The organism is Streptomyces sp. ML-6 (assembly GCF_030116705.1).
Classification (GTDB): Bacteria; Actinomycetota; Actinomycetes; order Streptomycetales; family Streptomycetaceae; genus Streptomyces.
In genome coordinates this window covers 5,416,635-5,442,252 of sequence record NZ_JAOTIK010000001.1, presented here as the reverse complement: position 1 = coordinate 5,442,252, position 25,618 = coordinate 5,416,635, and the positions used below count along the sequence as shown (strand labels likewise).

At 71.4% G+C, this 25,618-nt stretch carries 24 protein-coding genes; 10 read left to right on the top strand and 14 right to left on the bottom strand.

The genetic code is table 11. The features are described from left to right. Window positions 1-156: 156 nt before the first annotated feature. Window positions 157-1,233: an NAD-dependent epimerase/dehydratase family protein gene (locus tag OCT49_RS24240; RefSeq protein WP_283855926.1), complete on the bottom strand. Its 1,077-nt coding sequence runs from the start codon at window positions 1,231-1,233 to the stop codon at window positions 157-159. A gap of 135 nt (window positions 1,234-1,368) precedes the next feature. Continuing rightward, the gene (locus OCT49_RS24235; RefSeq protein WP_283853936.1) at window positions 1,369-2,322 is read right to left on the bottom strand and encodes a LysR family transcriptional regulator; all 954 of its coding nucleotides are present in this window, start codon (window positions 2,320-2,322) and stop codon (window positions 1,369-1,371) included. A 259-nt stretch (window positions 2,323-2,581) separates the two neighbouring features. Between OCT49_RS24235 and snpA the strand changes: the two genes are divergently transcribed. Next, complete coding sequence (snpA, locus tag OCT49_RS24230) at window positions 2,582-3,262, top strand: snapalysin (protein WP_283853935.1); 681 nt, start codon at window positions 2,582-2,584, stop codon at window positions 3,260-3,262. Between the two features lie 144 nt (window positions 3,263-3,406). On the opposite strand, the gene OCT49_RS24225 is transcribed toward snpA, so the two are convergent. The 5 genes from OCT49_RS24225 to OCT49_RS24205 all read right to left on the bottom strand — a co-directional run bounded on the left by OCT49_RS24225 (window position 3,407) and on the right by OCT49_RS24205 (window position 8,586). Beyond that, entirely contained in the window at window positions 3,407-3,766 is a 360-nt protein-coding gene (locus tag OCT49_RS24225) for a GntR family transcriptional regulator (protein WP_283853934.1), read from the bottom strand. Window positions 3,767-3,768: 2 nt separating this feature from the next. Further along, a complete protein-coding gene (locus OCT49_RS24220; protein WP_283853933.1) occupies window positions 3,769-4,752 on the bottom strand; it encodes a DUF1648 domain-containing protein in 984 nt (327 codons plus the stop codon). A gap of 235 nt (window positions 4,753-4,987) precedes the next feature. After that, window positions 4,988-5,674 (bottom strand): DUF6304 family protein, encoded by a 687-nt coding sequence (locus OCT49_RS24215; RefSeq protein WP_283853932.1) that lies wholly within the window; start codon window positions 5,672-5,674, stop codon window positions 4,988-4,990. A 326-nt stretch (window positions 5,675-6,000) separates the two neighbouring features. Then, window positions 6,001-7,053, bottom strand: a complete 1,053-nt coding sequence (locus tag OCT49_RS24210; RefSeq protein ID WP_283853931.1) for a family 2 encapsulin nanocompartment cargo protein polyprenyl transferase — start codon at window positions 7,051-7,053, stop codon at window positions 6,001-6,003. A gap of 129 nt (window positions 7,054-7,182) precedes the next feature. Then, window positions 7,183-8,586, bottom strand: a complete 1,404-nt coding sequence (locus OCT49_RS24205; protein ID WP_283853930.1) for a family 2B encapsulin nanocompartment shell protein — start codon at window positions 8,584-8,586, stop codon at window positions 7,183-7,185. Window positions 8,587-8,765: 179 nt separating this feature from the next. Here OCT49_RS24205 and OCT49_RS24200 point away from each other — a divergent pair, with 179 nt between their 5' ends. From OCT49_RS24200 to OCT49_RS24190, 3 genes are all read left to right on the top strand, one after another. After that, window positions 8,766-9,212 (top strand): RrF2 family transcriptional regulator, encoded by a 447-nt coding sequence (locus OCT49_RS24200; protein ID WP_283853929.1) that lies wholly within the window; start codon window positions 8,766-8,768, stop codon window positions 9,210-9,212. Between the two features lie 113 nt (window positions 9,213-9,325). Further along, window positions 9,326-10,522 carry a globin domain-containing protein gene (locus tag OCT49_RS24195; RefSeq protein ID WP_283853928.1) on the top strand — a complete coding sequence of 399 codons (1,197 nt, stop codon included), beginning with the start codon at window positions 9,326-9,328 and terminating at the stop codon, window positions 10,520-10,522. Between the two features lie 96 nt (window positions 10,523-10,618). After that, window positions 10,619-11,539 carry a 1-aminocyclopropane-1-carboxylate deaminase/D-cysteine desulfhydrase gene (locus OCT49_RS24190; RefSeq protein ID WP_283853927.1) on the top strand — a complete coding sequence of 307 codons (921 nt, stop codon included), beginning with the start codon at window positions 10,619-10,621 and terminating at the stop codon, window positions 11,537-11,539. Window positions 11,540-11,549: 10 nt separating this feature from the next. Here OCT49_RS24190 and OCT49_RS24185 read toward each other — a convergent pair whose 3' ends face one another. After that, window positions 11,550-13,151: a Na+/H+ antiporter gene (locus OCT49_RS24185; protein ID WP_283853926.1), complete on the bottom strand. Its 1,602-nt coding sequence runs from the start codon at window positions 13,149-13,151 to the stop codon at window positions 11,550-11,552. Window positions 13,152-13,231: 80 nt separating this feature from the next. Here OCT49_RS24185 and OCT49_RS24180 point away from each other — a divergent pair, with 80 nt between their 5' ends. The 3 genes from OCT49_RS24180 to OCT49_RS24170 all read left to right on the top strand — a co-directional run bounded on the left by OCT49_RS24180 (window position 13,232) and on the right by OCT49_RS24170 (window position 15,086). Beyond that, entirely contained in the window at window positions 13,232-13,492 is a 261-nt protein-coding gene (locus OCT49_RS24180) for a UBP-type zinc finger domain-containing protein (protein ID WP_283853925.1), read from the top strand. 230 nt (window positions 13,493-13,722) lie between these two features. Then, window positions 13,723-14,136 (top strand): ATP-binding protein, encoded by a 414-nt coding sequence (locus OCT49_RS24175; protein ID WP_148839137.1) that lies wholly within the window; start codon window positions 13,723-13,725, stop codon window positions 14,134-14,136. A 23-nt stretch (window positions 14,137-14,159) separates the two neighbouring features. Beyond that, window positions 14,160-15,086 (top strand): RNA polymerase sigma factor SigF, encoded by a 927-nt coding sequence (locus OCT49_RS24170; RefSeq protein ID WP_283855925.1) that lies wholly within the window; start codon window positions 14,160-14,162, stop codon window positions 15,084-15,086. Between the two features lie 124 nt (window positions 15,087-15,210). On the opposite strand, the gene OCT49_RS24165 is transcribed toward OCT49_RS24170, so the two are convergent. After that, window positions 15,211-15,588 (bottom strand): hypothetical protein, encoded by a 378-nt coding sequence (locus OCT49_RS24165; protein WP_283855924.1) that lies wholly within the window; start codon window positions 15,586-15,588, stop codon window positions 15,211-15,213. A 240-nt stretch (window positions 15,589-15,828) separates the two neighbouring features. Here OCT49_RS24165 and OCT49_RS24160 point away from each other — a divergent pair, with 240 nt between their 5' ends. Beyond that, complete coding sequence (locus OCT49_RS24160) at window positions 15,829-16,797, top strand: diacylglycerol/lipid kinase family protein (RefSeq protein ID WP_283853924.1); 969 nt, start codon at window positions 15,829-15,831, stop codon at window positions 16,795-16,797. A gap of 319 nt (window positions 16,798-17,116) precedes the next feature. Then, a complete protein-coding gene (locus OCT49_RS24155) occupies window positions 17,117-17,374 on the top strand; it encodes a WhiB family transcriptional regulator (protein ID WP_003953983.1) in 258 nt (85 codons plus the stop codon). Window positions 17,375-17,587: 213 nt separating this feature from the next. On the opposite strand, the gene OCT49_RS24150 is transcribed toward OCT49_RS24155, so the two are convergent. Beyond that, a complete protein-coding gene (locus OCT49_RS24150; RefSeq protein WP_283855923.1) occupies window positions 17,588-19,054 on the bottom strand; it encodes a sensor histidine kinase in 1,467 nt (488 codons plus the stop codon). Window positions 19,055-19,638: 584 nt separating this feature from the next. Here OCT49_RS24150 and nagB point away from each other — a divergent pair. Further along, entirely contained in the window at window positions 19,639-20,424 is a 786-nt protein-coding gene (nagB, locus tag OCT49_RS24145; RefSeq protein WP_283853923.1) for a glucosamine-6-phosphate deaminase, read from the top strand. Window positions 20,425-20,713: 289 nt separating this feature from the next. On the opposite strand, the gene OCT49_RS24140 is transcribed toward nagB, so the two are convergent. The 4 genes from OCT49_RS24140 to OCT49_RS24125 form a co-directional block, all read right to left on the bottom strand. Beyond that, window positions 20,714-22,255, bottom strand: a complete 1,542-nt coding sequence (locus OCT49_RS24140; RefSeq protein ID WP_283853922.1) for a glycoside hydrolase family 3 protein — start codon at window positions 22,253-22,255, stop codon at window positions 20,714-20,716. Between the two features lie 9 nt (window positions 22,256-22,264). Continuing rightward, window positions 22,265-23,125, bottom strand: a complete 861-nt coding sequence (locus OCT49_RS24135) for a carbohydrate ABC transporter permease (protein ID WP_283853921.1) — start codon at window positions 23,123-23,125, stop codon at window positions 22,265-22,267. Further along, on the bottom strand, window positions 23,122-24,135 hold the full coding sequence (locus OCT49_RS24130; protein WP_283853920.1) for a carbohydrate ABC transporter permease: 1,014 nt from the start codon (window positions 24,133-24,135) through the stop codon (window positions 23,122-23,124). The genes OCT49_RS24135 and OCT49_RS24130 overlap by 4 nt, the downstream gene beginning before the upstream one ends. A 115-nt stretch (window positions 24,136-24,250) precedes the next feature. Beyond that, the gene (locus tag OCT49_RS24125) at window positions 24,251-25,549 is read right to left on the bottom strand and encodes a sugar ABC transporter substrate-binding protein (protein ID WP_283853919.1); all 1,299 of its coding nucleotides are present in this window, start codon (window positions 25,547-25,549) and stop codon (window positions 24,251-24,253) included. Window positions 25,550-25,618: the final 69 nt, after the last annotated feature.

Here is a 25,618-nt window from a genome sequence, read left to right as displayed (position 1 = left end):
GGCCACGCACCGGCGCACCGGAACATCGGAACCGGTCCGGCACGCGCCCTGCCGGTCCGATACGCACACCCGCCGGTCCGGCGCCCGCACCCACCGGTCCGATACGCACACCCGCCGTCGCCCACACCCGCCGGTGCGCCCCGCCGGATGTGTGCGTCAGCCCTGCTTCGCCAGCAGTTCGGCCTCCACCAGCGGGTCCAGGCCGACCGCCGGCCGGTCCGGCCGCTGCGGAGCCCGTCCGCCCAACTCCTCCAGCCACTTCCAGGTGTCGGCGACCGTCTCCTCGACCGGCCGGCAGCGCAGGCCGGAGGCATACGCCTTGCTCACGTCGCCCCCGTGCACCGCGTCGTACAACTCGCCCGGGGGCACCCAGACCGGCAGGTCGCTCCACGGCTCCACGCCTGCCGCGAGGACCGTCTCCGCGGGCGTCCAACGGAGCGTCGCGCCGGAGCCGGTGGCACGTACGCAGGCGTCCAGCAGCTGCCCCATGGTGGCGTGGCCCGAACGGCTGACCAGGTTGTACGGCCCACCCAGACCGCTACTGCCCGCGTCCAGCAGCCAGTTCGCGAGGTCGCGGACGTCGATGTACTGGAGCTTCAGGTCCGGGGTCCCGGGCGCCAGCACCGGTCCGCCCCGGGCGATCCGCGTCAGCCACCAGGGCAGCCGGCCGACGTTCTCGCCGGGGCCCAGGACCAGGCCCGCACGGGCGAGCAGGGCCCGGTCCCCGAAGGCGTCGAGCGCGGCCAGTTCACCGCCCCGCTTGGCCAGGGCGTACGGGACCTCCCCGTCCTTCCCGTCCTCGTCGGGCGAGGCCCCGGCCACCAGCGGGCCGTCCTCCGGCAGCCCGGCCGGGGCCGGATGGTCGTACACGGAGCGGCTGGAGACATACGCGTACCGGCCGACCCGATCGGCCAGCAACCGGGCCGCGTCCCGCACGGCGGAGGGCGCCCCGGTCCAGGTGTCGACCACCAAGTCCCAGTCGTACGCGCCCCCGTCCCCGTCCCCGCCCGGGCCCCCGTTCGCGTTCCCCTCCCCGGCCGCGTTCGCTTCCCCGGTACGGGAGGCGGGTGCGGCCAGTGCCGCGAGTCCGTCCTCGGCGGTGCGGTCGCCGAGGAGTTCCGTCACCCCCGGCGGGGGCGCGTGCCGGCCCCGGTGGAACACCGTGACCTCCCAACCACGTGCGAGCGCCTCCTCCGTGACGGCACGTCCGACGAATTCCGTACCACCCAGCATCAGAAGTCTCATGGGACCGACTCTGCCTGCCGCGTCCCCGGTCCGGAACCGGCCCTCGCTCTCAGCGGAATCGAGCACCGGTTCGCCCGTCCGGCCGCCCGCTCACCGTCGGCCGCCACCCGCGAAGGAGCCCGGTCAGGGGGCGCAGACGAGCGGGCTGCGGTTGCGCAGCAGCCACTGGTGGTAGCCGGCCGCCCGCTGGGCCGCCTCCCGGTAGGCCGCCTCCAGCTCCGCGTACGCCGCCGTCGTGTCGGTGCCCGGCCGGGACACCAGCAGCAGCCGTACCGCGAGGGGGTCGTCGCGCAGCGGGCGGATCGCCATGTCGTCGCGCGGCCCGGAGGTGGGCTGGCAGGGGGCGACCGCCTCGCCGAGCACGATGAGGGAGGCGGCGGTGAGGTAGTCGCCGTGCAGGACGGTCGGCGCGAGGCCGGCCTCGTCGAACACCCGGCGCAGCCCGTCCCATTCGCCGTCCACCGTGGGGTCCACCATCCACCGGTCGGCGGCCAGGTCCTCCAGGTCGACCACGGGCCGGGCGGCGGCCGGATGGTCCCTGGACATGGAGATGAACTGCGGTTCGCGTTCCAGGAGAACGCGCTGTTCCAGGCCTTCGGGGACGGGCAGCGGGCAGCCCTCGACCTCGTGCACGAAGACGACGTCCAGCCCGCCCGCCCCGACGTCGCGGAGCAGTGCGCGGGCCGACACGTCGACCCGCAGCGAGATGTCCGTGTCGGGCAGCCGGAGCCGCAGCCTGCGCAGCCAGCCGCCGATGATCCGGCTCGCGGTGCAGCCGATGCGCAGTCGCGGGCCGGTGGCGCGCACCGCGGCGGCCTCCGCCTTCGCGTCGCTGACCAGGGCGGTCATTCCGTCGACCAGGGGGCGGGCCCGGCTGAGGACGGCGCGGCCGAGCAACGTCGGCCGGCAGCCGGTCCGTTCGCGGGAGAACAGCTCGGCGCCCAGGGTGTTCTCGATCCGTCGCAGCTGGGTGGTCAGGGAGGGCTGGCTCACGCCCAGGCTGCGGGCGGCCCGGTGCAGACTGCCCGTGTCCGCGATGGCGCACAGCGCCCTGAGGTGTCTCACCTCAAGCTCCATGCCGTCGAGCGTAGGGCGGCGGACGACGGTCGCACCAGACTCCCCAATCCCACCAAAGTCCGTTAATTCACCTGGAGTTGACGCAGGATTCGGTGAAGATACCGAGGACGGTGATAGTGCGGCGCTATCGCCGGTTGACATCATCCGCCGCGGCCTCCGCTCCCCGACACTCTCTCCGTACCCCACCCCGTCCCCGTCCGGTCATCGGACGGGTCCATCGGACGGGTTCATCGGACCGGTAATCGGTAGGAGACCCCCCATGAGACACCCCAGGACCGTCATGTCGGCCGTGGTCGGCCTCGGCTTCGGCCTCGCCGCCGCACTGGGCACGGCCCCCGCCATCGCCGCCTCCACGGCCTCCGACTCGGCACCCGCCGTCGCCACGTCGGAGGCCCGGGCCGGCTACACCGCCTACTCCGAGTCGCAGGAGAACGCCGCCGCGAACAAGGCGTTCTTCGAGGCGGTCGCCAAGTCCGTGGCGAAGAAGCGGGCGGCGAACCCCGGCGCCCAGGCCGTCACCGTCGTCTACAGCGCCACCAACGCGCCGAGCTTCCGCAACCAGATAGCCAGCAGCGCGCAGATCTGGAACAGCTCCGTCTCCAACGTCCGGCTGCAGGAGGGCTCGAACGCCGACTTCGCCTACTACGAGGGCAACGACCCCCGCGGCTCGTACGCGAGCACCGACGGGCACGGCAACGGGTACATCTTCCTGGACTACGCGCAGAACCAGCAGTACAACTCGACCCGGGTCACCGCGCACGAGACCGGGCACGTGCTCGGCCTGCCGGACCACTACTCCGGTCCGTGCAGCGAGCTGATGTCGGGCGGCGGCCCCGGCACGTCCTGCACCAACGCGTACCCCAACGCGAGCGAGCGCAGCCAGGTCAACTACCTGTGGCAGTACGGCTTCGCGGCCGCGCTGGCCCGCAGCTCCTCCTGATCCGTCCCCTCGCACCTCCCCCGGGCCGCCTCGCGGTCCGGCGCGCGGGATCCGGGGCCACCTCGTAGGACGGGGTGGCCCCTCGGGGTCTCCGGGCAACGGCGCTCCGGGGCCCGGCTTCGCGAGGGGCCGGGTGCCACGGCCTCAGGGCGTGTTCAGTGCGGTACGCACCAGATCCAGCAACTCGTCCTCCGTCATCCCCAACTCACGTGCGTCGGCGACCACTTCGCGCACCCTCTCCAGCAGCCGGGCCCGCTGCGGCGGGACGCCGCCGGTGACCACCGCGCCGCGGCCCCGACGCAGCTCGATGAGCCCCTCCTCGCGGAGCCGTTGGTAGCCGCGCAGCACGGTGTGGACGTTGACGCCGAGGGACTCCGCGAGCACCCGGGCCGCGGGCAGCCTCTCGCCCGGCACCACCGCCCCGTCGGCGACCGAGCGGCGCACGGACGCCGCGATCTGGTCGCCGAGCGGCACGGCGGACGTGGGATCGACACGGAACAGCATGCTCAGTGCTCCGCCCGACGCTGATCGATCAGGGTGTTGAGGAGCGCGGCCCCGGTCGCCGAGTCGTCGACGGTCACCGCGAACTTCCGGCCGTCCGTCAGCCTCGCCACGATCCCCTCGCCGGAGCGGAGCATCACACCCGTGCGCCCCGGCCGGACGCGGTATCCCCAACCGCCGTATTCCGCGATGGGGCTGATGTCCTGACTGCTCGCCGCCTCGATCCGGTCGAGCGGCACCCTGACGCGCGGCCAGCGCAGCGTTCCGGAGACGGTGATGCCGCGCCGGTCCACCGCCACGCACGGCCGCACGAACCCGGCCATCAGCACGGCGGTGAGCAGCGGCGGCAGCCCGGCGGCCCAGCCCGACAAAATCAGGCCCACCACGCCCAGGGCGACGAGCAGCAGCACGATCAGCGGCAGCCACCAGCTCCCGACGCTGCGCGCCCAGCCGGCGACCTCCCCGTCCGCGAGCGCGATCCGCGCGGCGTCACCGCCCGGTTCGCCCCCGGCCGGGGGCACCGGTGCGGGCCGGAGCGCGGCCAGCCCCGCCCCGATCCCGCCCGCGAGCACGGCGGCCCCCAGCGCGGCGGCGAGCTGCCACAACGGGAGCGAGACGCCCTGCGCCTCCCCCCGCGCGCCCTCGACGGCGTCCACGTTGGCGAGCAGCACGGCGGCCATCAGCCAGCCGAAGAATCCCGCGAAAGCGTAGCCCCCGGCGACGAGCAGGCGGTGGGCCCGCCCGTGGAACTCGCCCCGCCGCACCATGAGGGACCACGAGACGCCGGTCACGGCGAACACCAGAGTGCAGAGCACCGGGTACCAGATCAGTGCCATATGGCCGTCCGCCCGGCCGTCGAGCGTGAAATGGCCGGCCGGCCGGTCGGGCAGCCGGTCCCGGAACACGAGGAACAGGACCAGGTCGACGACGGGCGCGAGCAGGAACGGCAGGACGACAAGAGCGGTTCCGCCCAGGTTCTTACGATTCATTAAAACCTCCCTTGTTCGCATGTTAGTAGAACAATGCCGGAACAACAATCCAGCTCCTCGATCCCTCGATCCCTCGATCCCCCGCCCCCCGCTCCGCTCCCCCGCCCCCGAACAACAGGGCTGCCCCGTACCGGAGCGGTTCCGGTACGGGGCAGCGTCGACGAGCGGAAACGTACGAGGCGGGACGGGAAGCGGGACGGGTCGGGAAGCGGGAGGGGCGGAGGGCGGGAGGGTGTCAGGCGTGTTCCAGCGGGAACGCGCCCCGGTGCCCGGTACCGGTGCCGCCGTCCGGGCGGGGCTCGTACTCGCGGCAGCTCCAGACTTCCTGGACGAATCCGGTGCGCCGGTCCCACAGTTCCAGGAGGTCGCCCTCACCGGACGCCCCTCGGTAGGCGTCCTTGGCCCCCCGGAAACAGGCGAGGCCCCCGGACAGTCCGCGCCCCGCCCCCGGGGCCGGCTCCGGGGCCGGGAAGTAGTCCGAGAAGGCGCAGGCTATGCAGGTCCGGAGGCGCACCCCGGGCGGCAGGGCGCGCTGGATCGTGGCGAGGGCGGAGGCGAAATCGCTCTCGGCGCGATGGGATGCGTAGGCCGCACCACCGAACTGCAATTCGAGGCTGAGGTACGGATCGGGGCGGCGCAGCGACAACAGGCAGCTGAGCGTGGCCTGATGGACGGCTCCGTCCCAGGCCACCGGGAGCGGCAGGTCCCACTCCAGGACGCAGTCGCTCAACGCGCCGTCCACCAGGGAGAACCGGTCGTCGACCGGTGGTGTCCCGACGACCGGGGCGAGGCCGTCGAAGCTCGTGCCCTCGAAGTCGATCCCCCTTGTCCGGAGACGTAGTTGCTGTCCGTCGGTGGTGAGGACGACGGCGTCGGAACCCTGCCGGTCCCGGTACCACCCTGCCCATGACTCATCTGTCATGGGCAGGGACTGTAGTCCGTTCCCATGACAGTCGGTCTGTCGCCCTCCTCTTCCCCGAACGGCCCTTGTGACCTCGGCTCCTTTCCCCTTCCTTTCCCCTTCCGCGCCCGGCCCTTCCAGGAGTTTCCCGCTCCGTCCCCGGCCCCTCCGGACGCTTCCCCTTCCGCGCCCGGCCCTTCCAGGAGTTTCCCGCTCCGTCCCCGGCCCCTCCGGACGCTTCCCCTTCCGCGCCCGGCCCTTCCAGGAGTTTCCCGCTCCGTCCCCGGCCCCTCCGGACGCTTCCCCTTCCGCGCCCGGCACCTCCGGGCGTTCCCGTGCTCCCGCGCTCAGTGCTTCCGGCGGGTGACGAACTCCGCCAGGGTCAGCAGGTCGCCCGCCCGGGCCAGGTCGGGCACCGCCCTGGACAGGTGGTGGATCGCGCGTGCCATCCGGTCCGCGGCGCAGATCTGCGCCCAGTCCCGGCCGCCGGCCCGGTCCACGGCGTCGGCGGCGCGGCTCACCTCGTCGGGTGTGTTCATGGGTCCCCGGTAGAGCGTGGCGAGTTCGGCCGCCGCGGGGGTGCCGGAGGTCAGGGCCGCGACGACGGGCAGGGACTTCTTGTGGGCGATGAGGTCCGCCCCCACCGGCTTCCCGGTCCGCTCCGGATCGCCCCAGATGCCGATCAGGTCGTCGATGAGCTGGAAGGCGAGTCCCGCCTCCCGGCCGAATCCGTCCATCGCGCCGACCGCCCGTTCCTCCGCGTCCGCGTAGAGGGCCCCCGTCGCGCAGGCGCAGCCGAGCAGGGCGCCCGTCTTGGCGACGGCCATGGTCAGGCACTCGTCCAGGGTGACCCCGCCGGGGTCACGGTCCTCGAAGGCGCAGTCGGCCTGCTGGCCCGCGCACAGCTCGATGATGCAGGTGGAGAGCCGCGCCGAGGCCCGCGCCGCTGCCGGGTCCGTGTCCTCGGCGAGCAGCCGCTGGGCGAGGGCGAGCATGGCGTCGCCGGTGATCACCGCGGCGGGGATGCCGAACACCGCCCAGGCCGTGGGCCGGTGCCGGCGGGTCCGGTCCTCGTCGATGATGTCGTCGTGCAGCAGGGTGAAGTTGTGGGCCAGCTCCACGGCGACGGCGGCCCGTAGCGCACGTTGCGGGTCGCCGCCCAGGGCCCGGGCGGCGGCGAGGACCAGCGCGGGTCTGATCGCCTTTCCCGCCCGCCCCGAGGCCGGGGAGCCGTCGGCCTCCTCCCAGCCGAAGTGGTAGGCCGCGACCCGGCGGATCGCGCCGGGCAGGGAGTCGACGGCGGCGCGCAGCCGCGGGTCGACGAGGGCCCGGCTCTGCTCCAGGAGCGCCTGCGCCTCCTGGCCCTGCGCGAGGGGGGCGACCGGGTCGCCGTCGCCCAAGACGCGGGGGATGGGTGGTTGGGGTACGTGTTGGGTCTTCACTGGCCGTCCTCCCGGAGCCGCCCCGGGCGCGGCTGCCCGGGGCGGGGATCGACGGGGACCGGACACCGCCGTCCGGCCCCCGGTGTGTCAATGGCGACGACCGACCTCGACGTTCTCCAGTACGCCCAGGGCGTCCGGCACGAGGACGGCTGTGGAGTAGTAGGCCGTGACCAGGTACGAGATGATCGCCTGCTCGTCGATGCCCATGAAGCGGACCGAGAGGCCGGGCTCGATCTCGTCGGGGAGGCCGGACCGGTGGAGCCCGATGACCCCCTGCTCGGCCTCGCCCGTCCTCATGCAGATGATCGACGTGGTCCGGGCGTCACTGACCGGGATCTTGTCGCACGGGAAGATCGGCACGCCCCGCCAGGCCGAGACCCGGTCTCCGCCGACCTCGACGCTCTCCGGTGCCAGGCCGCGCCTGCTGCATTCGCGGCCGAACGCCGCGATGGCCCTGGGGTGGGCGAGGAAGAGCTTCGGACCGCGGCGGCGCGAGAGCAGTTCGTCCAGGTCGTCGGGGCCGGGCACCCCGTCGTGCGGCTGGAGGCGCTGCCCGTGGTCGCAGTTGTGGAGCAGCCCGAACTCGCGGTTGTTGACCAGTTCGTGCTCCTGGCGCTCGCGCAGCGCCTCGACCGTGAGCCGCAACTGCTGCTCGGTCTGGTTCATCGGCTGGTTGTACAGGTCGGCGACCCGGCTGTGGACCTTCAGCACGGTCTGGGCGACGCTCAGCTCGTACTCGCGCGGCGCGAGCTCGTAGTCGACGTAGGTGTGCGGGAGGACGGCTTCGCCGGCGTGCCCGGCGGAGAGGTCGATCGCCGCCTCGCCGTACTGGTTGGTGCGTTGGTGCGGGATGGCGAGGAGGCCGGCGAGGTGGGTGCGGAGCGAGTCCGCGCGCTCCGCGAGGTTCAGCACGTCAGCCCGGCTCAGCGTCAGCACCGTGCAGGGGGTGACGGCGCGGACCGTGCAGTCCCAGACGGCGTCGCCGTCGACCAGGGCCTGGTCGCCGAAGTAGGCCCCGTCGGCGTGGACCCCGAGCACCGCTTCGTCCCCGTAGGGGCCGGTGCCGATCTTCTCGACCTTGCCGTGCGCCAGCAGGTGGACGACGTCCGCCGCGTCCCCCTCGGAGGCCAGCACCTGCCCGGCGGCGATCTCCCGCTGCTCGCAGCGCCGGGCCAGCTCGCCCAGCACCTCCTCGTCGCCGAAGTCCCGCAGGGCCGGCAGCTCCCCGAGCTCCGCGGGGACGACCGTTACCCGGTCACCGGTCTGCACGAAGGTGACCCGGCCGTCCCCGACCGAGTGACTCAGCCTCCGGTTCACCCGGTAGGTGCCGCCCTGCACCTGGACCCACGGCAGCATCTTCAGCAGCCACCGCGAGGTGATCTCCTGCATCTGCGGGACGGACTTGGTGGTCGTCGCGAGGTTCCGCGCCGCCGCCGTGCCCAGACTCTGCTGCGGCGGCGACACGCTCCGAACCTCTTCGCCAACGGACATCCGACGCCCTCTCAACTCTCCGGCAGACCTGCACGGAGAAGCCTTTCAGCGCGGAGAGCCGCGGCGCCATTACACAAAAGAGTGCGACTGATCCGCCCACGGGCTGGGCAGAGGACCCGGTCGCACCCGAGGAGCGGGATAACTTGCATCAAGGATGCAAGTTATCTACCGTGAGGGTCATGCGGCTGACGAAATTCACCGACGTGGCGTTGCGCGTGCTGATGCGCCTCGCCGTCGCGGAGAACGAGGAACCGCCGACCACCCGGGAAGTGGCGGCCACCATGCAGGTGCCGTACACCCACACCGCGAAGGTAGTCGCCAAGCTCCAGCACCTCGGCCTCATCGAGGCGCGACGGGGGCGCGGCGGCGGGCTCAGCCTCACCGCGGCGGGCCGTTCCGCCTCCATCGGCGGACTCGTCCGCGAACTGGAGGGGCCCGGGGACGTCGTCGACTGCGAGGGCACCACCCCCTGCCCGCTGCGTTCGGCCTGCCGGCTGCGCGTGGCCCTGCGCCAGGCGGAGGACGCCTTCTACGCCTCGCTCGATCCGCTCACCATCGATGAACTCGTCACCGCTCCCACCGGACCCCTGCTGATCGGCATCAGCAGCAGCCGCCCCTCCGGCTGACCGGTACCCACCCCACACCCGCACCACTGCCACGAACCGGGCCGTCCTGCCCGGTTTCCTCTCGCAAAAAAATACGCATCTCAGATACCAATTCAAGGTTCCAGGAGGAACAGATGCTCTCCGAGACGTCGACCGCCACCGTCCGTGCCACCCTCCCCGCCGTGGGCGCGGCCATCGGAGACATCGCCGATCTCTTCTACCGCAAGATGTTCGCGGCCCACCCCGAGCTGCTGCGCGACCTCTTCAACCGCGGCAACCAGGCCTCCGGCGCCCAGCGCCGGGCTCTGGCGGGCTCCATAGCCGCCTTCGCGACCCAGCTGGTGGAGCACCCGGACACCCGCCCCGACGTGATGCTCAACCGGATCGCCCACAAGCACGCCTCGCTCGGCGTCACCGCCCCGCAGTACGAGATCGTGCACACCCACCTGTTCGCCGCCATCGCCGAGGTGCTCGGCGACGCGGTCACCCCGGAGGTCGCCGCCGCGTGGGACGAGGTCTACTGGCTGATGGCCGGTGCCCTGATCTCGATCGAGGAGCGGCTGTACGCCCAGCAGGGCGTCGTCGCCGGTGACGTGTGGCGCGAGTGGGAGGTGGTCGCCCGGATCGAGGAGACCGCGGACGTCGCCACCTTCCAGCTGCGCCCGGCCGACGGGGTGCCCGCCCCCGCCTTCCGCCCCGGCCAGTACGTCTCCGTGCAGGTGGAACTCCCCGACGGGGCCCACCAGATACGCCAGTACAGCCTCTCCTCCGCCCCCGGGTCGCGGCTCCGCTCGATCACCGTCAAGCGGGTGCACGAGGCCGGCGCGCCCGACGGCGAGGTCTCCAACCACCTGTACAACGAGATCGGGGCCGGCGACCGGCTGCGCGTCTCCGCCCCGTACGGCGACCTCGCGCTCGACTCCGCCGACGCCCCGCTGCTGCTCGCCTCCGCGGGCATCGGCTGCACCCCGATGCTCTCGATGCTGGAGCACCTCGCGGCGACCGACCACCGCGCCCCCGTCACCGTCGTGCACGGCGACCGCTCCCCCGCCACCCACGCCATGCGCACCGACCACGCCCTGCTCACCGAGAAGCTCCCCGCCGCCACCGCCCACTTCTGGTACGAGGACCCCGAGCCCGGCCACCCCGCCGACCGCACCGGCCTGGTCGACCTGAGCGAGGTCGCCGTCGCCCCCGGCACCCACGCGTACCTCTGCGGCCCCCTGCCCTTCATGCGCTCCGTACGCACGCAGCTGCTGGCCAAGGGGATCCCGGCGGCCGACATCCACTACGAGGTGTTCGGCCCGGACATGTGGCTGGCGCAGGACTGATCCCGGTCACCGCTCGCGGCTGCGCGAGGACGTGACCACCGTGGCCGGCCGGGCCCGTCGCCCGGCCGGCCACGGCCGTGCCGCGACAATGGGCGCATGGCAGCTCCCTCCCCCGCCCCCCGGCCGGCCGCCGCCGCGGGCCCCGCCCTCGCCCTCCGGCCCCGGCTGCCCTCCCCGTCGCAGGAGGTCCGTGACGAACGGTTCGAACGGCACGGCGTCCGGTTGCTGCTCAAACGGGACGACCTCATCCACCCCGACCTGCCGGGCAACAAGTGGCGCAAGCTCGTCCCCAATCTGCGGGCCGCCGCCGGGCGCACCGTGCTGACCTTCGGCGGGGCGTACTCCAACCACCTGCGGGCCACCGCCGCCGCCGGGCGGCTGCTCGGGTTCCCCACCGTCGGGATCGTGCGCGGCGACGAACTGGCGGACCGCCCCCTGAACCCCTCGCTCGCCCGGTGCGCGGCCGACGGGATGACCCTGCGCTTCGTGGACCGTGCGACGTACCGCGCGAAGGGCGATCCGGAGGTCCTGGCGGGGCTGCTGAGCGCCTTCGGGGACTGCTGCGTCGTCCCGGAGGGCGGAAGCAACTCCCTGGCCGCACAGGGCTGTACGGAGCTGGGGCGCGAGTTGCGCGGTTCGGCCGACGTGGCCGCGGTGGCCTGCGGCACCGGGGGCACCCTCGCCGGTCTCGCCGCCGGCCTGGGCCCGGGGCGGCGCGCCCTCGGCATCCCGGTGCTGCGGGGCGGCTTCCTCGGGGACGTGGTGCGCGGCCTCCAGGAGGAGGCGTTCGGCGGCCCGGCCGGGTCGTGGTCCCTGGACGAGCGCTTCCACTTCGGCGGCTACGCCCGTACTCCCCCGGCGCTGCACGCCTTCGCGGACGAGTTCGAGCAGCGGCACGGGATGCCCGTCGAGCGGATCTACGTCGCCAAGCTGCTGTACGCGCTCACCGAGCTGGCCGCGGAAGGCGCGTTCCCTTCGGGAACCACGGTCGCGGCGGTCGTCACGGGCGCTCCGTAGAGGTCCGCCCTCAGGGGGCGTCCGTCTCCCGGTAGGCCGCCGCCTCCTCCAGGTCGAGCCGTCTGAGCAGGGTCCGCAGCATCTCGTCGTCGATCCGCCGTTCGTCCCGCAGCCGGACGAAGACCTCGCGCTCGGTGCCGATCATCTCCCTGGCCAGGCGGCGGTAGGTGTCGTCCGCCGACTCCCCGGTGACCGGGTCGGCCGCGCCGAGCCGCTCCCACACCGCGTTGCGGCGGCGCTCCAGCACGGCGCGCAGCCGGTCGGCGAGGGGGCCCGGCAGGTGGTTGCGCGGATCGGCGAAAAGCTCCTCCAGCCGGGCGTCGGCGGCCGCGGACGCCTCGCTCTGGGCCTGTGCCTCGGCCAGCGTCCCGGCCCGCTCGTCGCGCCCGGGGAGCTTCAGGACCCGGACCAGGACCGGCAGGGTGAGGCCCTGGACGACCAGGGTGCCGATGACGGTGGTGAACGTCAGGAACAACACCAGGTCGCGGGCCGGGAAGGGGCTCCCGTCGGCGGTGACGTACGGCACGGAGAAGGCGATGGCCAGGGAGACCACGCCCCGCATCCCGGCCCAGCCGACGATCAGCGGCGCCCTCCAGTCGGTCCCGGGTTCGCGTTCCCTGATCCGTCTCGACAGCCATCGGGGCGTGTACGTCGCCGGGTAGACCCAGAGGAAACGGACCACGACGACGGCGAGGAAGACGAGCACCGCCCACCACACGGCGTCGCCCGTGTCGTACGCGCCGAGCCCCTTCAGTACGAAGGGGAGCTGGAGCCCGATCAGTGCGAAGACCGAGGACTCCAGGACGAACGCGACCATCTTCCGGACGGCCTCCTCCTGGAGCCGGGTCGCGAAGTCCACCTGCCAGGACCGGTGCCCCAGGTAGAGCGCCACGACGACCACGGCGAGCACCCCGGAGGCGTGCACGCGTTCGGCCGCCGCGTACGCCACGAACGGGATCAGCAGCGACAGCGTGTTCTGGAGCAGCGCCTCCTTCAGGTGCGTGCGGAGCCAGTGCAGCGGCACCATCAGGGCCAGGCCGACCACGACGCCGCCGACCGCGGCGAGGAGGAACTCGCCGATCCCCGCGCCCCAGCTCATGCCCTCGCCCACGGCGGCGGCGAGCGCCACCTTGTACGCGGTGATCGCCGTGGCGTCGTTCACCAGGGACTCGCCCTGCAGGATCGTCGTGATCCGGCCGGGCAGTCCCACCTTGCGGGCCACCGCCGCGGCCGTGACCGCGTCCGGCGGGGCGACGACCGCGCCGAGCACCAGGGCGGCGGTGAGCGGCAGCCCGGGCACGAGGCGGTACGCCAGCCAGCCGACCACGACGGTCGCGAACAGGACGTAGCCGACGGACAGCAGCGCGACCGGCCGCAGATTGGCCCGCAGGCCGAGGTAGGAGCTGTCGAACGCCGCCGTGTAGAGCAGGGGCGGCAGCAGCAGCGGAAGCACGACGTGCGCGTCCAGGGTGTACGCGGGAATCCCCGGCAGGTACGAGGCGATCAGCCCCGCGGCAACCAGCAGCAGCGGGGCCGGTACGGGGGTCCGGCGGGCCGCGCCCGCGATCGCGGCGCTGACCGCGACCAGTCCCACCAGCGGCAATGCGTCCATTCCAGGTCCTCGCATCCGGGTCCGCGGACCGGGCCTCCGTCACGATTCACGGCCCGGGCGACCGTCGTAACCTGACAATCATGAGTGACTGTCCCCATGTGTCCGAGTTGCCCCGCCCCGAGCCGGTCCCGCTCGGCGAGACCTGTCCCGGGTGCCTCGCGGCGGGCACGCACCCCGTGCAGCTGCGGCTCTGCCTGGTCTGCGGCCATGTCGGCTGCTGCGACTCCTCGCCCCTGCGGCACGCGACGGCGCACTTCGAGGAGACCGGTCACCCGGTGATGCGGAGTCTCGAGAAGGGCGAGAGCTGGCGCTGGTGCTTCGAGGACGGTTCGATCGTCTGACGTCTGGGTACGTCAAACCGGCGCCGGTCGTTCGCAATTGGCCGCCGCAGACCCCTAGCCACTGTGTGTACCCATGGGTTTACCATGAGTGACAGCCATGGGCTGGGGATCCGGCGACACGGCATCATGGGTCGCGATAGCGTCGCCGGGCCACAACCGAAGACGTACCGCATGGTTCCGGGGTTTCTTCCCGGACCCTCGAAAGAGTTTGTGCCACCTTGGAGGTGAGGGTGTCCCAGATCGCAGGCGAGCCCGGGAATCAGGACTTCGTAGAGGTCCGGCTGCCCGCTGCGGGTGCCTACCTGTCGGTGCTGCGCACGGCCACGGCCGGGCTGGCAGCACGCTTGGATTTCACCCTCGACGAGATCGAGGATCTTCGCATCGCGGTCGACGAGGCCTGCGCGATCCTGCTTCAGCAGGCCGTGCCGGGCTCCGTCCTCAGCTGCGTCTTCCGGCTCGTCGAGGATTCTCTCGAGGTGACGGTGTCGGCCCCGACGACGGACGGCAGGGCGCCGGAGCGTGACACCTTCGCCTGGACGGTGCTGTCCGCCCTGGCCGGAAAGGTCGACTCCTCGGTCGCCGACGACCGGACGGTCAGCATCAGCCTCTACAAACAGCGCGGCGCGGGACCCGGGCCGGCGTGAGCAAGGGGAACGGGGAAGGTCCGGTGCGGGACGAGACGATGCGATCAGGGGTGGTACGCCCGACGGGCATCCCGGAGCAGCAGGCCCTGCCCCATCCGGTGGACGGGGCGGACGGGCCTGCGGGCCGTACGGTCGCGATGGAGCAGTCGCAGACGGAGCGGGCAGGCCAGATGAGCGAGCACGTGCACCACGATCCACATGACCGCAGCGGGGCGCGGGCACTCTTCGTCGAGCTGCGCTCGCTTCCGGACGGGTCGCCCGAGAAGGCCGAGCTGCGCAACCGGCTGGTGCGGATGCACCTGCCGCTCGTGGAGCACCTGGCCCGCCGGTTCCGCAATCGGGGCGAGCCGCTGGACGACCTCACCCAGGTCGCCACGATCGGCCTGATCAAGTCGGTGGACCGGTTCGATCCGGACCGCGGGGTCGAGTTCTCGACGTACGCGACCCCCACGGTCGTGGGCGAGATCAAGCGCCATTTCCGTGACAAGGGCTGGGCGGTCCGGGTGCCGCGCCGGCTCCAGGAGCTGCGGCTCTCGCTGACCACGGCCACCGCCGAGCTCTCCCAGCAGCACGGGCGCTCCCCCACGGTCCACGAGCTGGCGGAGCGGCTGGGCATCTCCGAGGAAGAGGTGCTGGAGGGCCTGGAGTCGGCCAACGCGTACAGCACGCTCTCGCTGGACGTGCCGGACACCGACGACGAGTCCCCGGCGGTCGCGGACACCCTGGGCTCCGAGGACGAGGCGCTGGAGGGCGTCGAGTACCGGGAGTCGCTCAAGCCGCTGCTGGAGGACCTGCCGCCGCGCGAGAAGCGGATTCTGCTGCTGCGGTTCTTCGGCAACATGACCCAGTCGCAGATCGCGCAGGAGGTCGGCATCTCCCAGATGCACGTCTCGCGGCTGCTGGCCCGCACGCTGGCGCAGCTGCGCGAGCGGCTGCTCGTGGAGGAGTAGCGGCCGACGGGCCGCGCCGGTGCCGGTACCGGCGCGGCGGGCCCCGTACCGTCCCGCGCCCCGTCGTGCGGTCCGCCCTCCCGGGGCGTGCCGGGCGGCGGGGCGCGGGACGGTTCCGGCGGGGTCAGGCGTCCGGCGTGGTGCCCGGCCGGCGGATGCCCAGCGCCTCGACCGTCGTCGGCCTGACCAGCTGGTAGAGCGCCGTCAGCGTCACCGCGGCGAGCACGATCCCGGCCGGGATCAGCACGCCCTGCGACCTCAGCAGCGTCCAGGCCACCGGGAGCGCGATGATCTGCGTGATGAGCGCGGGGCCCCGGCTCCAGCTGCGCCGCAGCATCAGCCCCCGGGCGGCGAACAGCGGGATCAGGGCGAGCGCGATCAGCGTCAGACCGCCCATCTCCGCCTGCTGCGGGCTCTCGGGCCGGCCCAGCAGGCCCATGACCAGCATGTAGATCCCGCCGATGGCGAGCGCCGCCCCTTCCAGGGCGGTGAGTGCGGCCACGAGGGTGATCCTGCTCGGCTTCGCCGGTTCGAGCCGCGGCACGGGCGACGGGTCGGACGTGTTCTGCTGAGTACTCACCCCTGCAGGTTGGCATCCCGGCACCGCGAAAGCGAAGCCGGGGTCGGAATCGGTACGGGACGGGCCGTCCGTCCGGCCCCGCCGCACCCGAGCCGTCACGGAGCGTAAAGGTCATGGGGAAGGACTTCAGGGCGATACCGCGCGGTAGGTAGTCTGGCGGTCATGCGCGCACTCCTCGTGGTCAATCCAGCTGCTACCACCACCAGTGCGCGGACCCGTGACGTGCTCATCCACGCGCTCGCCAGCGAGATGAAGCTGGAGGCCGTGACCACCGAGTACCGCGGCCACGCCCGGGACCTGGGGCGGCGGGCTGCGGAATCCGACGACATCGACCTGGTGGTCGCCCTGGGCGGCGACGGCACGGTCAACGAGGTCGTCAACGGCCTGCTCCACAACGGCCCCGACCCGGACGGCCTGCCGAGCCTCGCGGTGGTCCCCGGCGGCTCCACCAATGTGTTCGCACGCGCCCTGGGGCTGCCCAACGACGCGGTGGAGGCGACCGGCGCAATCCTGGACGCCCTCGCCAACCGCACCGAACGCACGGTCGGGCTCGGGCTGGCGGCCGGCACTCCGGGCAGCGAGGACGAATCCGTTCCCGAACGCTGGTTCACTTTCTGCGCCGGACTCGGATTCGACGCCGGCGTGGTCGGCCGAGTCGAACAAAAACGCGAACGCGGTAAGCGTTCGACCCATGCGCTGTACGTGCGCCAGGTGGTCCGGCAATTCCTGGAGGAACCGCGTCGCAGGAACGGGGCGATCACCCTGGAGATCGCCGGGGAAGAACCCGTCACCGACCTCGCGCTGTCCATAATCTCCAACACCGCCCCCTGGACCTTCCTGGGGAATCGCCCCATGTACGCGTCCCCCAAGGCGAGTTTCGACACCGGTCTCGACGTGCTCGGACTGAAGCGGCTCTCCACTTCGGCGGTCGCTCGTTATGGCACTCAGCTGCTCACTTCGAGCCCCGAGAAGGGCCCTCGCGGCAAGCACGCCGTTTCACTTCACGACCTCACGAACTTCACCTTGCATTCAAAGGTGCCACTGCCCTTCCAGATGGACGGCGACCACCTGGGAGTGCGTACGAGTGTGACGTTCACAGGCGTACGCCGTGCACTGCGTGTGATTGTGTGAGTGGAAGGGACCAAAGTCCTTTAACTCGAACGTTTGGGCTGGGATCCACCCCATAGAAGTACGGCTGTGACCTAGTCGACACCGAGGAATCAAAAAAAAGTTTCCAGAAGGGGTTGTATCCGCCGCTGAGGTTTGCGAATCTCTACATGGCGATCGGGACGGCCCGCAACAACAGCCTCCACTGAGAGCCAGAACCCCTCCTCACTGCACAGGACCACAACCAGCTCTACTGGGAGTCGGCTCTTCGCCTGCGGGGGGATTCGTGAAAGCGTTCACATTCACAAGCAACAGTATGCAATACCAAGGAGAGGTAGCAGCCATGGACTGGCGTCACAACGCCGTTTGTCGTGAGGAAGACCCCGAGCTGTTCTTCCCCATCGGCAACACCGGTCCTGCGCTGCTGCAGATCGAGGAAGCCAAGGCCGTCTGCCGCCGCTGCCCCGTCATGGAGCAGTGCCTGCAGTGGGCGCTCGAGTCCGGCCAGGACTCCGGCGTCTGGGGTGGCCTCAGCGAGGACGAGCGCCGCGCGATGAAGCGCCGGGCCGCTCGCAACCGGGCGCGTAACGCCAGCGCCTGAGCCGACGCCACCGCTACGAGCCTCAGCCAGGCGGCGCGTACAGCGCGTACGCACCACCCCGCCCCCCGAGTCGCAGCGCGCAGTACCCCCGAAGCGCATGCTTGAACAGTGGACCCGGGCCGTGTGATCACACAACGGCCCGGGTCCACTGCTGTGTTGACGCTTCCGGAACGGGCCGGGGCGGGCCGGGAGCGGACCCGCTCCCGGCCGGGATCACTTCTCGGGGCGGACCGGGATGTCGAGGACGACCCGGGTGCCGCGCCCGGGGGCCGGGACCATGCCGAAGGTCCCGCCCAGCTCCCCCTCCACCAGCGTCCGGACAATCTGCAGCCCCAGATTGCCGGCGCTCTGCGGGTCGAACCCCTCGGGCAGGCCGCAGCCGTCGTCCTGGACCGTGATCAGCAGCCGCTGCTCGACCGAGGAGCCGCCGCGCACCGCGGAGACCTCCACCGTGCCGGACTCGGCGAGCGTGAACGCGTGCTCCAGGGCGTTCTGCAGGATCTCCGTGAGGACCATCGCCAGCGGGGTGGCCACCTCGGCGTCGAGGATGCCGAACCGGCCCGTGCGACGGCAGGTGACCTTGCCCGGGGAGATCTCGGCGACCATGGCGATGACCCGGTCGGCGATGTCGTCGAACTCCACCCGCTCGTCCAGATTCTGGGACAGCGTCTCATGGACGATGGCGATCGAACCGACGCGCCGCACCGCCTCGTTGAGTGCCTCGCGGCCCTGCTCGGAGTCCATCCGCCGGGCCTGGAGCCGCAACAGGGCGGCAACGGTCTGGAGGTTGTTCTTCACCCGGTGGTGGATCTCCCGGATGGTGGCGTCCTTGGTGATCAACTCGCGTTCGCGGCGGCGCAGTTCGGTGACGTCCCGGAGCAGGACCAGGGAGCCGATCCGAACGCCCTTGGGCTTCAGCGGGATCGCCCGGAGCTGGATCACCCCGCCCGCGCACTCGACCTCGAACTCCCGGGGCGCGTAGCCGCTGGCGAGCTTGACGAGGGCCTCGTCCACCGGGCCGCGGGAGGGGGCCAGTTCGGCGGTGATCTTGCCCAGGTGCTGGCCGACCAGATCGGAGGCGAGGCCGAGGCGGTGGTACGCGGAGAGGCCGTTGGGGCTGGCGTACTGGACGATTCCGTCGGCGTCGAGCCTGATCAGCCCGTCGCCGACGCGTGGCGACGCGTCCATGTCGACCTGCTGGCCGGGGAACGGGAAGGCCCCGGCGGCGATCATCTGGGCCAGGTCGGAGGCCGACTGGAGGTAGGTGAGCTCCAGCCGGGACGGGGTGCGGACGGTGAGGAGGTTGGTGTTGCGGGCGATGACGCCGAGCACCCGGCCCTCCCGGCGCACCGGGATCGACTCGACCCGTACCGGCACCTCCTCGCGCCACTCGGGGTCGCCCTCGCGGACGATCCGGCCCTCGTCCAGCGCCGCGTCCAGCAGCGGGCGGCGCCCGCGCGGGACCAGGTGGCCGACCATGTCGTCCTGGTAGGAGGTGGGGCCGGTGTTGGGCCGCATCTGGGCCACGGAGACGTAGCGGGTGCCGTCGCGGGTGGGGACCCACAGCACGAGGTCGGCGAAGGACAGGTCGGAGAGCAGCTGCCACTCCGATACCAGCAGGTGGAGCCATTCCAGGTCGGTGTCACCGAGGGCCGTGTGCTGGCGGACGAGGTCGTTCATGGAGGGCACGGGTGCGAGCGTACCCGCGGACGGGCAATGGTTCCGAACCGGACGACCCGGCCGTACGTGCAGAGGGGAGGGCCCGGAAATTTGCCGTGCTCCCATGGATGGACACGGGCGAATGGTCTAGTCCACAATGCCAGTACACGACTTCCGCTCTCCCCGCACAGGAGGGCGGATCGAGGTGCCGCGCTCTCTGCCCTGACCGCGTCGGCACCTCTCCCCGGCCGGGGGCACCGCACACCGCCGGCCTTGCTCCGGGCTGCGGTGCCGGACGGGCTGAGGGTCCCGTCCCGGCGCCGTGGCCCGTGGGTTTTTCCGGGGCCGTTCCCGCGCCCGGCAGGACTCGGTGACCTCGGCCGGCGCCCGGAGCGCGGCCGGGCCCCGGCCCCGGGCGATCGTCACCTCGTACGCCGGCCTCCGCACCGGCGGGATCCCCAGGACCGGCCGGTCCCCTCGGCACCCCCGGCCGCCGGCGGACAACCCCTGAGACAGCCGTGCCCGCGGCGGGCAGGTCTGCTAAATTGGGGCGCGATTGGTCTATACCACATCTCGATTCGACTCCTCAGATCGGCAGGCCCCGCGTGGAAGTTGTCATCGTCCCGGACGCCCAGGCAGGCGGAGAACTCATCGCGGAGGCCATCGGTGCCCTGCTGAGCCGCAAGCCCGACGCCCTTCTCGGCGTTGCCACCGGCTCGACCCCGCTGCCCATCTACCGCGCGCTGGCGGAGAAGGTGCGCTCCGGCGCCCTGGACGTCTCGCGCGCCCGCATCTGCCAGCTCGACGAGTACGTGGGGCTGCCGGCCGGCCACCCCGAGTCCTACCGCTCCGTGGTGCTGCGCGAGGTCGTGGAACCGCTCGGTCTGTCCGAGGAGTCCTTCATGGGCCCCGACGGCTCCGCCGAGGACATCCCGGCCGCCTGCCGGGCGTACGACGAGGCGCTCGCCGCGGCCGGCGGGGTGGACCTCCAGCTCCTCGGTATCGGCACCGACGGGCACATCGGCTTCAACGAGCCGTGCTCCTCGCTCGCCTCCCGCACCCGGATCAAGACGCTCACCGAGCAGACCCGGATCGACAACGCGCGCTTCTTCGACGGCGACATCGACCAGGTGCCGCACCACGTGATCACCCAGGGCATCGGCACCATCCTGGAGGCCCGCCACCCGATCCTGCTCGCCACCGGCGAGGGCAAGGCGGAGGCCGTGGCGCAGACGGTGGAGGGGCCGGTGGCCTCGATCGTGCCCGCGTCGGCGCTCCAGCTGCACCCGCACGCGACGGTCGTGGTGGACGAGGCCGCGGCGTCGAAGCTGAAGCTGGCGGACTACTTCCGCGCCACGTACGCGGCGAAGCCCGCGTGGCAGGGGCTGTAGACCGGCCCTGAGGCTGGTGGGAGGGCCGGGAACACCGTGGTGGTGTTCCCGGCCCTCTCGCGTGCCGTGACCTGTTACCGGGGCGTACGGGGCCGCGACGCACCGCGGTCCCCGGCGCGCGGGGACCGCCCCGTACGCGCGGACGCCCGGTGCCGACGCCCCGCGCGTACGCGTCGGGGAGGTCCTCCGCCCCGTACGCACGCGAACGCCCGGTGCCCGTCCGTGCGGACGGGCACCGGGCGTTCCGGTCGGGTGTGACGCGCCTCGGTCCGCGTCACACCCCGTGTGCTCAGGCCGTCGGGCCGGCCGTGCCCTTGACGATGACCTCCGCCGCCGCCCGGCCGCAGACGCGGGCGGCGCCGTGGGTGGCGATGTGCAGGGCGCCCCTGGCGGGTGCCTGCGGGAGGCCCATCTCGACCACGACCGTGTCGGGGCGCAGCGCGACCAGGGCGTCCAGGGCCTCGCCCATCCAGGCGTGGCGGTGGGCGTCGCGGACGACCACGACGACGGGCCGCTCCCCCGCCGCCCGCGCCACGGCGGCCGCCGGGTCCTCGGTGTCGCCGCCGTACATGCCGCTCTCCGTGCCCGGCACCAGCCGGTCCAGTTCGACGGCCACGCCCCACGGGGTCTCGTCGCCGACCGCGATGTTCGACTCGGAGGTGAAGGAGGCGACGTGGGCGGGGGTGGTCAGCGGCGCGGCGGAGCCGGTCACGCGCACCGCGCGGCGGGCGGCGACCAGGCCGACGTCGGATCCGGTCCCGGTGCCGGGCGCGGTCCCCTCCTGCGCTGCCGCACCCGGCTCCGGACCGGTCTCCTTCGCGCTCCGCGTCCAGGACGCGAGGGCGCGTACCCGTGCGGCCGCGTCCGCGAGCCGCTCCTCGGGAAGTTCACCGCTGCGCACCGCCGCGACCAGCGCGTCGCGCAGCCGGAGCACGGTGCCGTCGTCCTCCAGGCCGCCGCCGACGCACAGCGCGTCGGCGCCCGCGGCGATGGCGAGGACGGAGCCGCGCTCGATGCCGTAGGTCCCGGCGATGGCCCGCATCTCGACGGCGTCGGTGACGATCAGGCCGTCGTAACCGAGTTCCTCGCGCAGCAGGCCGGTGAGGATGCGCGGGCTGACCGTGCCGGGGCGGTCCGGGTCGAGGGCCGGCAGCAGGATGTGCGCGCTCATCACGCACTTGGAGCCGGCCTCGATGGCGGCGCGGAAGGGCACCAGCTCCCGGGCGTGCAGGGTCTCCAGGTCGACGTCGATGCGGGGCATCGCGTGGTGCGAGTCGATCGCGGTGTCGCCGTGTCCGGGGAAGTGCTTGGTGCAGGCGGCGACCCCGGACGCCTGGAGGCCCTGGATGTACGCGGCGGTGTGCCGCGCGACGAGTCCGGTGTCGGAGCCGAAGGCGCGGACACCGATGATCGGGTTGTCCGGGTTGGAGTTGACGTCGGCGGACGGGGCCCAGTTGAGGTTGACGCCGCACTCGGCGAGCCGGCGGCCCAGTTCCTGGGCGACCGCGCGGGTCAGGTCCACGTCGTCGACGTACCCGAGCGCGAGGTTGCCGGGGAAGGAGGAGCCGGTGCGGACCTCCAGCCGGGTGACGTCCCCGCCCTCCTCGTCGATCGCCACGAGGAGGTCCTCGCGCTCGGCCCTGAGCTGGGCGGTGAGCGCGGTGACCTGCTCGGGTGTCTGGACGTTGCGGCCGAACAGGGCGACGGAGGCGAGTCCTTCGTCGACCCGGCGCAGCACCCAGTCCGGGGCGGTGGTGCCGGTGAATCCGGGCTGGAGGACGGCGAGGGCGTCGCGGGTCAGGGTGTCCGTGGCAGAGGTGAGGGTGGTCATGAGGCTGCGTTATCCCTTCACTGCGCCCGAGGTGAGGCCCGTGGCCATCTTCTTCTGGATGAACATGAAGAACACGACGACCGGAAGCGCGATCATCGTCGACGCCGCCATGAGCGCGCCGTAGTCGGTGCCCCGCTCGGTGGTGAACGTCATCAGCCACACGTTGAGCGTGTACTTGGAGTTGTCGTTGATCAGGATGTACGCGAAGAGGTACTCGTTCCAGGCATTGACCAGCGCGAAGATCGAGGCGGCGGCGAGCCCGGGGGCGAGCAGCGGGAAGATCACGCGGCGGAAGGCGCCGAAGCGGGTGCAGCCGTCCACCATGGCGGACTCCTCCAGCTCCACCGGGATGTTCACCACGAAGCCGCGGATCATGATGGTCGCGAACGGCAGGGTGGAGACCAGGTAGACGACGATCAGGCCCCAGTACTCGTCGACCCCGCCCATGGCGTTCAGCTGTGCGTAGATCGGGATGAGCATCGCCGTCGGCGGCAGCATCTGCACCAGGATCATGATCAGGAGCAGCGGCTTGCGGCCGAAGAAGCGGAAGCGGCCGATGGCCAGCGCGGCCAGGGTGGCGATGATCATCCCGCCGACCACGGCGGTGAGGGAAACGATCAGGCTGGCCTGGATCGCGGTCTCGAAGTTGGGCTGCTTGACCGCCCGGACGAAGTTGTCGAAGGTGATCGACGTGGGCCACAGGGTCTGGTCGTAGGACCGGATCTCCCGGTTGGGGCGCAGGGAGCTGATCACCAGCCAGTAGACCGGGAAGACCATGACGAGCGCGATGCCCAGGCCGAGGACGTCGAATCCGAATCGGCTCTTCTTCCGGTCCGGCCGCAGGACCTGTGTGTCGGTCGTGGTGCTCATTCGACCTCTCCCGTCTTCATGAGCTGGCGCAGGTAGTACACGGCCACGCCGGACAGCAGGACCACCGTGATCAGGGCGATCGCGGTTCCCTGGCTGAAGGAGGTGGACGTGAATGCCTTGGAGTAGGAGTAGAGGCCGAGGGTTTCGTACTCCGGTTCGGGCTTGTTGCCACGCAGCAGCCAGATCTGGCCGAAGACGTTGAAGTCCCAGATGATCGAGAGCGTGGACACCATGGTGAAGACCGGCTTGATGACCGGCCAGGTGACGTACCGGTAGACGCCGTAGCTGCTGGCGCCGTCGAGGGCGGCGGCCTCCTCCAGTTCCTTGGGGACCTGGGTGAGCGCCGCGTACAGCGTGACGACGACGAAGGGGATGGCGCCCCAGACCACGAGCAGCGTGATGATCGTGAAGCCCTGGAGGGGGTCCAGGTACCAGTTGTGGCCCAGCCAGTCCTCGCCCACGACCTTGGCGATGAGGGTGTTGATCAGGCCGTAGTCGGAATCCGCCATGAAGCGGAAGACCGAGGCGGCGACCATCAGCGGCATCGACCAGGCCGCGATCAGGGCGAACGTCAGCACCAGCCGGACCCAGTTGGTCAGGCGGCGCATCAGGAGGGATATCAGCAGCCCGATGCCCATCGTGAGCACCACGCAGACCGTCATGAAGACGATCGTGCGAAGCGTGACCCACCAGAACTCGGAGTCACCGAGGATGTTGGTGAACTGGTCCAGTCCGACCCACGGCGCGGCTTCACCGGTCCAGAGCTCGCGGCGGCCCATGTCCTGGAAGGACATGATGACCGTCTTGCTGAGCGGGTAGAGGTAGACGGCGGCGATCGCCACAATCGCCGGGAGTATCAAGAGGTAGGGGAGGAGTTCCCCCTTCTTCCGCTGCCTCTTCTGCTTGCGTGGCCCCGTGCCGGCCTCGTGGGACGAGGAGGTGGCGGGCACTTGGGAATCACGTGGTGCGGGGACCGGTGGTCCGGCAGCCTTGGTATCAGCGGCAGTCACGTGGCTGACCTTCCATCGCGGGATCCGGGGCGAGCCCCGGAAATCACAGCAGTCTCTAGCTGAAAGGGTGGGGGCCCGGCACAGTGCCGGGCCCCCACCTGGCAGTTCGGAAGGCTCAGGCCTTCTTGTTGATCAGACCGTTGATCTCGGCGTCGGCCTTCTTGGTGGCCTCGGCGACCGAGGTGCCCTTCAGGACGTCCAGGAGAAGCTTCTCCAGCGTCTCTTCCTTCTCGATCGAGGCCCAGCCCGGAGCGATCGGCGTGAACCAGGCTTCCGGCACCGCGTTGGCGATGGGGGCCGTCTCCGGCTTGGCCTTCAGCGGCTCGAGCTGCTTCTCGTTGTTCGGGAGGATGTTCTTCGACGCGAGGACGTCCATGGACTTCGCGTTGGTGAAGAGGGAGATCCACTCCTCGCCGAGGTCCTGGACCTTGGACTTGGAGATGGTCGCCAGGTCGGAGCCGCCGATGAAGGACGGGAGCGCCTTGCCGTTCGGGCCGGGCATACCGGCGGTGGCGATCTTGCCTTCCAGCTTCGGGTTGCCGTTCTCGCCCGCGGTGACGCTGCCGGCCTCCCAGCCCTGGCCGTAGATGACCGCGGCCTTCTCGTTGGCCATGACGTTGGCGTGGTCCTGCTCGTCCTTCGTCTGGTCGGCCTTGTTGTACTTCTTGACCAGATCGACGTAGTGGGTGATGCCCTTCTGCGCCTCGGGCGAGGAGAGGGAGCCCTTCCACTCCTTGCTGCCCTCGTCGTACGTGGCGATCTGGCCGCCGTAGGCCGCCACGTAGGACATCGCGGCGTACCAGTACCGGCCCGGGTAGTACACGGAGGAGGCGCGCTTGTCCTTCTTGCCGAGCTCCGCCGAGACCTTGTCCATCGCCTTGAGGAACTCGTCCTCGCTCTCCGGGAGGACGTCGCTGCCGGTGCCGGCCTTCAGCATGTCCTTGTTGTAGATGGCGAGGCGGGCGCTGGCGTAGTACGGAACGCAGTAGAGCTTGCCCTCGTAGGAACAGGTGTCCTTGAGGCCCTTGATCCAGGTGTCGGAGTTCTCGTACTTCTTGGGGTCGATCTCGCCGAGCGCACCATTGAGGATGTACTGCATGGTTTCGGTGTTGCCGAGTTCGACGACGTCCGGGAACTTGTCACCACCGAGCGCGGTGTCAAGCTTCTTGACCTTGTCACCCCACTGCTGGTACTGAATGTTGACCTTGACGTTGGGGTACTTCTTGTTGAACTCGGCGTTGACGTCCTTGACCAGCTCCGGCCAGGTGGACTGGGCGTCGCCCATCAGCCAGACGGTCAGGTCCTCCTTGCGGTCCTTCGGGTCCTTGGACGACGCCTTGTCGTCCGAACCGCATGCCGCGACCGACATCAACATGCCCGCGACGCCGATCGCCGCGATGAGCTTGCGCTTCACGCCAAACCCTCCTCAGGGATGCTGCAACCCCGCCCACCACCGCGAAGACATTCGACGAGTACTGCTGGG